9 protein-coding genes and 1 tRNA gene are annotated in these 9,174 nt (G+C 62.7%); 8 read left to right on the forward strand and 2 right to left on the reverse strand.

What is annotated here, in order from left to right; all coding sequences use genetic code 11:
* Window positions 1-14 precede the first annotated feature (14 nt).
* From ltnD to otnI, 4 genes are read left to right on the forward strand one after another with little or no spacing between them, the layout of a single operon-like run.
* Window positions 15-926, forward strand: a complete 912-nt coding sequence (gene ltnD, locus FYM52_RS12705) for an L-threonate dehydrogenase (RefSeq protein WP_154164359.1) — start codon at window positions 15-17, stop codon at window positions 924-926.
* Window positions 923-2,233 (forward strand): 3-oxo-tetronate kinase, encoded by a 1,311-nt coding sequence (gene otnK, locus FYM52_RS12710; RefSeq protein ID WP_154164360.1) that lies wholly within the window; start codon window positions 923-925, stop codon window positions 2,231-2,233. The genes ltnD and otnK overlap by 4 nt, the downstream gene beginning before the upstream one ends.
* Window positions 2,230-2,907 carry an aldolase gene (locus FYM52_RS12715; protein WP_154164369.1) on the forward strand — a complete coding sequence of 226 codons (678 nt, stop codon included), beginning with the start codon at window positions 2,230-2,232 and terminating at the stop codon, window positions 2,905-2,907. The genes otnK and FYM52_RS12715 overlap by 4 nt, the downstream gene beginning before the upstream one ends.
* Window positions 2,908-2,966: 59 nt before the next feature.
* Window positions 2,967-3,767 (forward strand): 2-oxo-tetronate isomerase, encoded by an 801-nt coding sequence (gene otnI, locus FYM52_RS12720; protein ID WP_154164361.1) that lies wholly within the window; start codon window positions 2,967-2,969, stop codon window positions 3,765-3,767.
* A 243-nt stretch (window positions 3,768-4,010) separates the two neighbouring features.
* Here the strand turns inward: otnI and FYM52_RS12725 are convergent, their stop codons facing one another.
* A complete protein-coding gene (locus FYM52_RS12725; RefSeq protein WP_154164362.1) occupies window positions 4,011-4,664 on the reverse strand; it encodes a flavin reductase family protein in 654 nt (217 codons plus the stop codon).
* A 134-nt stretch (window positions 4,665-4,798) separates the two neighbouring features.
* Between FYM52_RS12725 and FYM52_RS12730 the strand changes: the two genes are divergently transcribed.
* From FYM52_RS12730 to FYM52_RS12745, 4 genes are all read left to right on the forward strand, one after another.
* Window positions 4,799-5,827: an ABC transporter substrate-binding protein gene (locus FYM52_RS12730; protein WP_154164363.1), complete on the forward strand. Its 1,029-nt coding sequence runs from the start codon at window positions 4,799-4,801 to the stop codon at window positions 5,825-5,827.
* Between the two features lie 174 nt (window positions 5,828-6,001).
* A complete protein-coding gene (locus FYM52_RS12735) occupies window positions 6,002-6,367 on the forward strand; it encodes a cupin domain-containing protein (protein ID WP_043384335.1) in 366 nt (121 codons plus the stop codon).
* A 340-nt stretch (window positions 6,368-6,707) separates the two neighbouring features.
* Window positions 6,708-7,646: a tripartite tricarboxylate transporter substrate binding protein gene (locus FYM52_RS12740; protein WP_231499193.1), complete on the forward strand. Its 939-nt coding sequence runs from the start codon at window positions 6,708-6,710 to the stop codon at window positions 7,644-7,646.
* 251 nt (window positions 7,647-7,897) lie between these two features.
* Window positions 7,898-7,987: transfer RNA gene (locus FYM52_RS12745), tRNA-Ser, on the forward strand.
* A 600-nt stretch (window positions 7,988-8,587) separates the two neighbouring features.
* Here FYM52_RS12745 and FYM52_RS12750 read toward each other — a convergent pair.
* Window positions 8,588-9,174 (reverse strand): hypothetical protein (locus tag FYM52_RS12750; RefSeq protein ID WP_238826204.1); only part of this gene is annotated, 587 nt, incomplete at its 5' end.

Raw genomic sequence — 9,174 nt, forward strand, 5'->3', positions numbered from 1 at the left:
TTGGAACTTCTCAAATGACTCAGAAAAAAGTCGGCGTCATCGGCCTGGGCGCCATGGGCCTGGGCATTGCCAAAACCCTGCGCAACAACGGCTACAGCGTGCATGTCTGTGACGTGCGCCCCGGCGCGGCCGATGACTTCGCCAAGGATGGCGGCGTGGCCTGCACTTCGCCGGCCGATCTGGCCGCCCAGGTGGATGTCGTGGTGTCCGTGGTGGTCAACGCCGCGCAGACCGAATCCGTGCTGTTCGGCGAGCACGGCGCTGCTGCCGCCATGCGCGCAGGCAACACCTTCATCATGTGCTCCACGGTCGACCCCAACTGGTCCATCGCCCTGGAAGCACGCCTGGCCCAAAGCGGCATCCTGTACGTGGACGGCCCCATCTCCGGCGGCGCGGCCAAGGCCGCCTCGGGCCAGATGACCATGATGACCTCGGCCACGCCCGCCGCCTACGCGGCCGCCGGCGACGTGCTGGACGCCATGGCCGGCAAGGTCTACCGCCTGGGTGACAAGGCCGGCGCGGGCAGCAAGGTCAAGATCATCAACCAGTTGCTGGCCGGCGTGCACATTGCCGCGGCCGCCGAAGCCATGGCCCTGGGCCTGCGTGAAGGCGTGGACGCCGCCGCCATCTACGACGTGATCACCCACAGCGCCGGCAACAGCTGGATGTTCGAAAACCGCATGGCCCACGTGCTGGCCGGCGACTACACCCCCCTGTCGGCCGTGGACATCTTCGTCAAGGACCTGGGCCTGGTGCTGGACACCGCCCGCGCCACCAAATTCCCGCTGCCGCTGGCAGCCACCGCGCACCAGATGTTCATGCAGGCCTCCACCGCCGGCTTTGCCAAGGAAGACGACAGCGCCGTGATCAAGATTTTCCCCGGCATCACCCTGCCCAAGGCAGCCAACGACGAAGGCCAGCCATGAGCAGCCCCGCCCGCCTGAAGATCGGCTGCATTGCCGACGATTTCACCGGCGCCACCGACCTGGCCAACAACCTGGTGCGCGCCGGCATGCGCGTGGTGCAGACCATCGGCGTGCCCCAGGCCCCGCTGGATACCGAGGCCGACGCCGTGGTCGTGGCCCTGAAGTCGCGTACCATCCCGGCCAGTGAAGCCATTGCCCAGTCGCTGGACGCCCTGCGCTGGCTGCAGGCCCAGGGTGCGCAGCAGATCTATTTCAAGTACTGCTCCACCTTCGACAGCACGCCCGCCGGCAACATCGGCCCCGTGACCGAGGCACTGATGGACGCCCTGGGCTGCGACTTCACCATCGCCACCCCGGCCTTCCCGGACAACAAGCGCACGGTGTTCAAGGGCTACCTGTTCGCGGGCGATGTGCTGCTCAACGAAAGCGGCATGCAGAACCACCCGCTGACCCCCATGACCGACCCCAACCTGGTGCGCGTGCTGCAGGCACAGTGCCAGCGCAAGGTGGGCCTGATCGACCACAACGTGGTCGCCCAGGGGGAAGCCGCCATCCGCGCCCGCATCGCGACGCTGAAGGCCGAAGGCGTGCGCATCGCCATCGTGGATGCGGTGTCCAACGCCGACCTGCTGCGCATGGGCCCCGCCCTGTCCGACATGGCCCTGGTCACTGCCGGCTCGGGCGTGGCGATTGCGCTGCCCGCCAACTTTGGCCTGCAGCCCACCGACCAGGCAGCAGCCCTGCCCGCCGCCAGCGGCCTGCAGGCGGTGGTCTCGGGCAGCTGCTCGGTGGCCACCAACCAGCAGGTGCTGCACTTCATCCAGTCCGGCCGTCCGGCCCTGGCCATCGACCCGCTGCGCATCGCCGCCGGCCAGGACGTGCGCGCCGAAGCCCTGGCCTGGGCCCAGGGCAAGATCGCCCACGGCCCGGTGCTGATCTACTCCACCGCCGAGCCCGCGGCCGTCAAGGCCATCCAGAGCCAGTTGGGCGTGGAGCAGGCCGGCGCCATGGTCGAGCAGACCATTGCCGGCATTGCCCGCGGTCTGGTGGAACTGGGCGTGCGCCAGTTGGTCGTGGCCGGCGGTGAGACCTCGGGCGCATGCGTGCAGGCGCTGGAGATCGAGCAGATGCGCATCGGCGGCCAGATCGACCCCGGCGTGCCATGGTGCCACGCGGCCTCGCCCGCCGCCCGCCAGGGCTTGCATATCACGCTCAAGTCGGGCAACTTCGGAACCCCGGACTTCTTCACCAAGGCCTTCACGGCCCTGGCCTGGCCCCGAAAGCCCCCATGCCCACCGACTTTCTGACCGAAGCCCACGCCCGCGCGGAAATCTGCCGCGTGGGGCGCTCGCTGTTCGAGCGCGGCTATGTGCACGCCACGGCTGGCAACATCAGCGTGCGCCTGGCCGATGGCTACCTGATCACGCCCACCGATGCCTGCCTGGGCGCACTGCAGCCCGAACGCCTGGCCAAGCTGGACCTGCAGGGCCAGCAGCTCAGCGGCGACCGGGCCAGCAAGACCATCTTGCTGCACCGCCGCATCTACGAGGCCAGCGCCACCACGGCGGCACCCGCCGGCTGTGTGATCCACACGCACAGCACGCACCTGGTGGCCTGTTCGCTGCAGGCCGGTGCGGCCACGCCGCAGGCCGAGCTGCTGCCCGCCCTCACCCCCTACTTCGTGATGAAGGTCGGGCGCGTGCCGCACATTCCCTACCACCGCCCTGGGGCCCCCGAGGCGGCGCAGGCCGTGGTCGAGGCGATCGAGCGCTATGCCGCAGCCGGACGCCCCATCCGCGCCGTGATGCTGGCGCGCCTGGGCCCCAACGTCTGGCACGACAGCCCGGCCGCCGCCATGGCCACGCTGGAAGAGCTGGAAGAAACCGCCCAGCTCTTCCAGCTGTGCCGCCACCAGCCCCCCGCCCCGCTGAGCGAGGCGCAGATCGACGAGCTGCGCCAGACCTTTGGCGCGTCGTGGTGAACCCATCCATTCCTGGTCTGCAGGCCCTGGCGCCCGCAGGCTGAACCCCGAGAGCAACCATGCCCCGTTTTGCTGCCAACCTGTCCATGCTCTACAACGACGTGGACTTCCTCGACCGCTTTGCCGCCGCCGCGCGCGATGGCTTCAAGGCCGTGGAATACCTCTTCCCCTACGCCTACACGCCCGAGCAACTGGCCGCCCTGCTGCGCCAGCACGGCCTGCAGCAGGTGCTGTTCAACGCCCCGCCCGGTGACTGGGACGCGGGCGAGCGCGGCATCGCCTGCCTGCCCGGCCGCGAGGCCGAGTTCCGCGAGGGCATCGCCCGCGCCATCACCTACGCCCAGGCCCTGCAGTGCCCGCGCATCCACGTGATGGCCGGCCTGGTGCCCCAGGATGTCGACCCCGCCACCGTGCGCGCCACCTACGTGGCGAATGTGCGCTACGCCGCCGAGCAGGCCGCTGTCCATGGCATCCAGATCCTGCTGGAGCCCATCAACGGCCGCGACATGCCGGGCTTCTTCCTCAGCCGCCAGGACCAGGCCCACGCGCTGGTGGCCGAGATTGGCGCCACCAACGTCAAGGTGCAGATGGACCTGTACCACTGCCAGATCGTCGAAGGCGACCTGGCCATGAAGATCCGCCAGTACCTGCCCACCGGCAACGTCGGCCACTTCCAGATCGCCGGCGTGCCCGAGCGCCACGAACCCGATGTGGGCGAGGTCAATTACCCCTACCTGTTCCAGTTGCTGGACACGCTGGGTTATGACGGCTGGATCGGTTGCGAATACAAGCCCGCCCGGGGCGCGGCACCGCACGCCACCCGCGACGGCCTGGGCTGGCTGCAGCCCTGGCTGGCCTGAGGCGATCAAGGCGGCGGTGAGCCAAGCCCTGCCGCCACGCCAGGCCGGAACAGCGCCGACCCCGGCGGTGGTCGTTGGCGCGCCGCCGCACCACCGCCGCGCATGCCCTATGCACAAAGCCCCGGACCGCACGGCCCGGGGCTTTGTGCATCAACGCTTCAGTATGTGTAGCGGCTTGCGCTCACCTGGCGATGGTTTCCAGCAGAAATCACATGCAATCCACGCACAGCCAGCGCCCGCCGCTCACATTTCATCAATGGCCGTGCTGGCACTGCCGCCCTGCAGCGCGGCCTTGCCTTCGTGGGCCTCGATGGCAAAACGCTCGCGGCAGGTGACGTAGAAGCTGGCGCCAAAGCGGCCCACGGGAAAGTAGTCCTGCAGCTTCACGCGCCACGTCGCCGTGTCCACCAGGCCGTCACGCACCGCCAGCCACTGCACACGGCCGATGAAGACGTAGCGGCTGTCGGTTTCCATCAGCTCGTGCAGCACGCACTCGAAGGCCACGGGCGCCTCGGCAATGCGCGGCACCTGCACCATCTGGGACGGCGTGGTGTGCAGGCCGGTGTAGGCCAGCTCGCTCTCGGTCACGGGCAGGCGGTCCCCACAGCGGTGCATGGCGGCCGCAATCGGTTCATCGGCCAGGTGCACCACGAACTCTTTGGTGCGCAGGATGTGCGCCGCCGTGTCCTTGAGCTGGCCGTCCTGCAGCTTGTTCACGCTGAGCATGACCACCGGCGGGTCCTCGCCCACCATGTTGAACATGCTGAACGGCGCGGCATTCACCGTGCCGTCCTCGGCCAGCGTGGTCACCAGGGCAATCGGCCGCGGCACGATCAGGCTGGCCATGAGCTTGTAGCGCTCGTACGTACCCAGGGTGGAGAAATCGATTTCGGTCATGGAGCTTTCCGTTTCTGTCGCCATGCGGCGACCTGTGCCCCGGACCGCCGCAACTTGCATGCCAATTGTGTATGCAATCCGGGCATTGATCTTGCTCAACCCGTGCTCCTTCCACCCTCTGATTGTGTTGAACCATGCGCAAACGCCAATTCCTGCAGACCGCTGCCGCCGCCTTGCTGGCCACCTCGGCCCTGACCAGCGCCCACGCACAGGCCACACCCTTGAAGTTCCAGCTCGACTGGCGTTTCGAAGGCCCGGCCGCCCTGTTCGTGCACCCGGAGCAAAAGGGCTACTTCAAGGACGTAGGTCTGGATGTGAATGTGGAAGCCGCCAGCGGCGCCGGCGCCATCCAGCGCGTGGCCTCGGGCACGCACGATCTGGGCTTTGCCGACCTGGCCGCGCTGATGGAATTCCACGCCAACAACCCGGACGCACCCATCAAGCCCGTGGCCATCATGGTGATCTACAACACCACGCCGGCCTCGGTCATGGCGCTGAAGAAATCCGGCATCACCAAGGCCGCCGATCTGACCGGCAAGAAGCTGGGCGCGCCCATCTTTGATGCCGGCCGCCGCACCTTCCCCATCTTTGCGCAGGCCAACGGCGTGGGCGAGGTGCAATGGACCACCATGGACCCGCCGCTGCGCGAGACCATGCTGGTGCGCGGCGACCTGGACGCCGTGACCGGCTACACCTTCACCAGCCTGCTGAACCTGGAGGCCCGCGGCGTCAAGCGCGAGGACGTGGTGGTCCTGCCCTATGCCACGCACGGCGTGCAGCTGTACGGCAACGTCATCATCGCCAGCCCCAAGCTGATTGCCGAAAAGCCCGAGGCCGTGCGCGCCTTCCTCAAGGCCTTCGCCAAGGGGGCCAAGGAAGGCATCGCCCACCCCGAGGCGGCCATCGCCTCCATGAAGGCCAAGGACGGCCTGGTCAACGTGCCGCAGGAAGTCAAGCGCCTGAAGCTGACCATCGAAACCGCCATCGACAGCGAAGGCGCGCGCAAGGAAGGCTTTGGCCAGCTCAACCCCGCACGCCTGCAGCTGATGGCCGAACAGGTCGCCAAGGCCTACGCCACCAAGCGCCCCATCCCCGTCCAGGCCGTGTGGAACGGCAGCTTTCTGCCCAGCGCGGCAGAATTGGACGTGCTGCCCAAACGCTGAGCGGCTCGCCCGGCAGTGATCGTGTATGACAGGGCCTGCGGCAACGCAGGCCTTTTTGCATGCCTTCAAAATCAGAGCATGCCGCGCTCGCCAACGCTGGGTTTTCAGCACGAATCCGCACCAAGCTTTTTCGCTGCCTGCGCCACACGCTCCTTTTTTCAATAGCACGCCACCATGACCACCCCAGCCACCCTTGTCCGCATCGAAACCCGCGACCTGCGCCAGGCCACGCCCGGCCGGCCCAGCCGCCCCATCCATGGCGACACCAACTATCTGACGCTGGAGAGCTTCAGCGCGCAGCACGGCCAGCTCAGCAGCGGCGTCTGGGAGGCCACGGCCGGCGCCTTCCGCTCCCATTGCGCGGGCTACGTCGAGTTCTGCCACATCGTCGAAGGCAGTTGCCGCGTGGTCGATCCGGACGGCACCCGCCACAGCTTCGCGGCCGGGGACAGCTTCGTGCTGCCCGAAGGTTTTGCCGGCCACTGGGAGGTGGACGAGCGCGTGAAAAAGGTGTTCTTCATCGCCCGAACCACCGGTTGATACCGCCCTGTGACCCGCCGACCAGATCGGCGTGGTGGAAAAAATCCTTATAAATCATGCTGCAACGCAACATTTTTTACATTGCAAAACAGAAAACCGTCGTCTGAAAAATCCAAGGATTTCTACGTAATATCCACATCCGATATTTGCAATTAGCCACAAGACGGGCCTGTCTTCTACAAGACTGCGGGTTAGCATGTACGGGTTAAATCTGATTCACAAACGTGCAAATGCACTGTTTTGGGTCATCCCCGTGATCACGATGGGGCGCCAACCTTACGCGCCCGGCTTACAAGGAGTGGATATGTTCAGAAGAACCGTTTTGGCTGCGACCGCCGCAATGACCGTTGCCGCAGGGCTGCCTGCCGTGGCCCACGCCAAAGACGCATGGCCCGTCAAGACCATCACCCTGGTGCAGCCCTACGCACCCGGCGGCACCAGCGACATGCTGGCCCGCATCGTGGCCCTCGAATTGGAAAAGCGCATTCAAGCCAGCGTCATCGTGGAAAGCAAGCCCGGTGCCAACGGCAACATCGCCACGGCCTACGTCAGCCGCGCCAAGCCCGATGGCGGCACCTTCCTGGTCGGCTCCAGCAGCCCCGTGGTGATCTCGCCCTCGCTGTACAAGAGCGTGCCCTACAACCCCCGCACCGACCTGACGCCCATCACCCCGATCGCCAAGGCGCCCTTCCTGCTGGTCACCGGTGCCACCTCCGGCATCAACAGCGTGGACGAGCTGGTCGCCCAGATCAAGCAGGACAAGCTGAACTTCGGCTCCGCCGGCGCCGGCTCGCCCCAGCACATGATTGCGGAAATGTTCCACATGCAGATCAAGGCCAAGTCGCCCCACATCCCCTACAAGGGCTCGGCACCGCTGATCATTGCGCTGATGGCCAACGAAGTGCAGTACGGCATCGACAACCCAGTGCCCCTCAAGCCCCAGATCGACGGCGGCAAGCTCAAGGCCCTGGCCATCACCAGCAAGCACGCCTCGCCCAAGTTCCCCGGTGTCAAGAGCCTGCACGAGCTGGGCTACACCAACTTCGACGTGGAACCCTGGTACGGCATGATCGGCTCCAAGAACCTGCCCAAGGAACTGGCCGAACGCATGAACGGCTATGTGCGTGACATCCTGGCCCAGGACAGCGTGAAGAAGAAGATCTCCGACCTGGGCGCAGAAGCCTATGGCCTGAGCACCGCGGAGTTCACCGCCCTGGTCGACGCCGACATCAAGAAGTGGGGCGACGCCGTCAAGGCCTCCGGCGCCACCGCCGACTAAGCCCTCACCGGACCCCTGCCAACGCCTTCCTTGCGAAGGCGTTTTTTTATGCGCGCTCGCATTAGAGTAGCTGCTGGCGCATGCAGTCATTGAGGTGTTCGAACAAATCCACTGCAACGCAAGCACCAACAGGCGTACAACGCTCTCTAATCAGGAGCTTCTAATCCCGCCAACACCCCGGCAAACGCTCGCCCATAGAGCCCCATATCACCGTGGCAGGTACCAATCCATGTGTAAAATAGTCAGCTTGCGGAGGTTTGGGTGAGTGGTTTAAACCAGCAGTCTTGAAAACTGCCGAAGGAGTGATCCTTCCGTGAGTTCGAATCTCACAGCCTCCGCCACCTTCATAATGAAATCAGCAACTTACAATAGTTTTTGATTTCTGTACCACATAAGGTACCACTTAAAACAAAGGCTGCACCCTCACAGGTGCAGCCTTTTTTCTTTAGAACGTACTCAAAGTCTTCGAAGCAGGAAGCCATGTGCTATTGCACAAATCGAAGTCAAGACCAGTCTCCCAACATCAAAGCACGCCGATACCACGACTACCGACCGAAGGCGGCCCAAGCGCACAAGCATAAGCTGCACCAATACAGCAACCCAGCGCGTACTCATACCCACGCCTGCTGCAAGCTTGTGCTTTATGACGGCAGTAGCTTCGCCACTAGGTTGCATTTGAGTGCTTGACCATCTCGAACCCCTACTGTTTTCCCCCAGCTCGTTCGACCTCTATCGCAGCACCAACTATGTTGGTATATGGCCATGCTTCGATGTGCGGCAAGACTATTTACGCACAGAGTTCACACCTGCACCATTGCAGCACCTTGATACACATACCACCAGCTTGCTGCAACGCCAAACATGTAGCCTGTCACCTGGCGCAAGCAGCAGATGCTTTTTTCAGCAACCAATCATCCGGGATCCGACATCCAAGAAGCACTTCACTCTGGGAACATCATTTTTTTTCTTTCCTCAAAGAACGACTCCAACTTCAACTCCTTGCGGTGACTTATTATCAGGTTTATCACATCAGACCTACTTATTCCATAAAAATCAGATACATTCTGCAACCATTCAGCATTAGATGACTTAATTGTCATATTGAACTTGGCTAGACCAACTTTGTTTTTTGATTTTTTTGTTCTATAGCTATCAACAATTCTTTTAAAATATCTATAGCAATCACCTTCTTCTATAAAAATAACATCCATTCTGAGTACAAGCTCTGAAAGATCACTAATCGGATTAGATCGGTATTTTAAAAGGAAATTGTTTGCTACACTAATCTTTAATTTAACATCTTCACCTTCTATTTTCTGAGCCCATTTAACATCAAAGTTATCATTTATTCTTTGCTCAAAGCAAATTCGTGCTTTTCTTATTAAACGATCAATATGTAAAATATCATTTTTTTCGTCAAGTAATCTATAAGAAAAAAATTCCAATTTGAGTATTTCATACTCTTTATCTTCAAATATTCCTTCCGGAATATATCTTGACACATCTTCCAAGCATCGCTTCCATAGAC

It is taken from the genome of Comamonas sp. CAH-2 (assembly GCF_009668305.1).
Lineage (GTDB): Bacteria > Pseudomonadota > Gammaproteobacteria > Burkholderiales > Burkholderiaceae_C > Comamonas > Comamonas aquatica.

Coding starts and splice junctions, on each gene's coding strand:
- FYM52_RS12740 (WP_231499193.1), top strand. CDS start 6,708: ATGACCGTTGCCGCAGGGCTGCCTGCCGTGGCCCACGCCAAAGACGCA.
- FYM52_RS12725 (WP_154164362.1), bottom strand. CDS start 4,664: ATGACCGAAATCGATTTCTCCACCCTGGGTACGTACGAGCGCTACAAG.
- FYM52_RS12735 (WP_043384335.1), top strand. CDS start 6,002: ATGACCACCCCAGCCACCCTTGTCCGCATCGAAACCCGCGACCTGCGC.
- otnK (WP_154164360.1), top strand. CDS start 923: ATGAGCAGCCCCGCCCGCCTGAAGATCGGCTGCATTGCCGACGATTTC.
- ltnD (WP_154164359.1), top strand. CDS start 15: ATGACTCAGAAAAAAGTCGGCGTCATCGGCCTGGGCGCCATGGGCCTG.
- otnI (WP_154164361.1), top strand. CDS start 2,967: ATGCCCCGTTTTGCTGCCAACCTGTCCATGCTCTACAACGACGTGGAC.
- FYM52_RS12730 (WP_154164363.1), top strand. CDS start 4,799: ATGCGCAAACGCCAATTCCTGCAGACCGCTGCCGCCGCCTTGCTGGCC.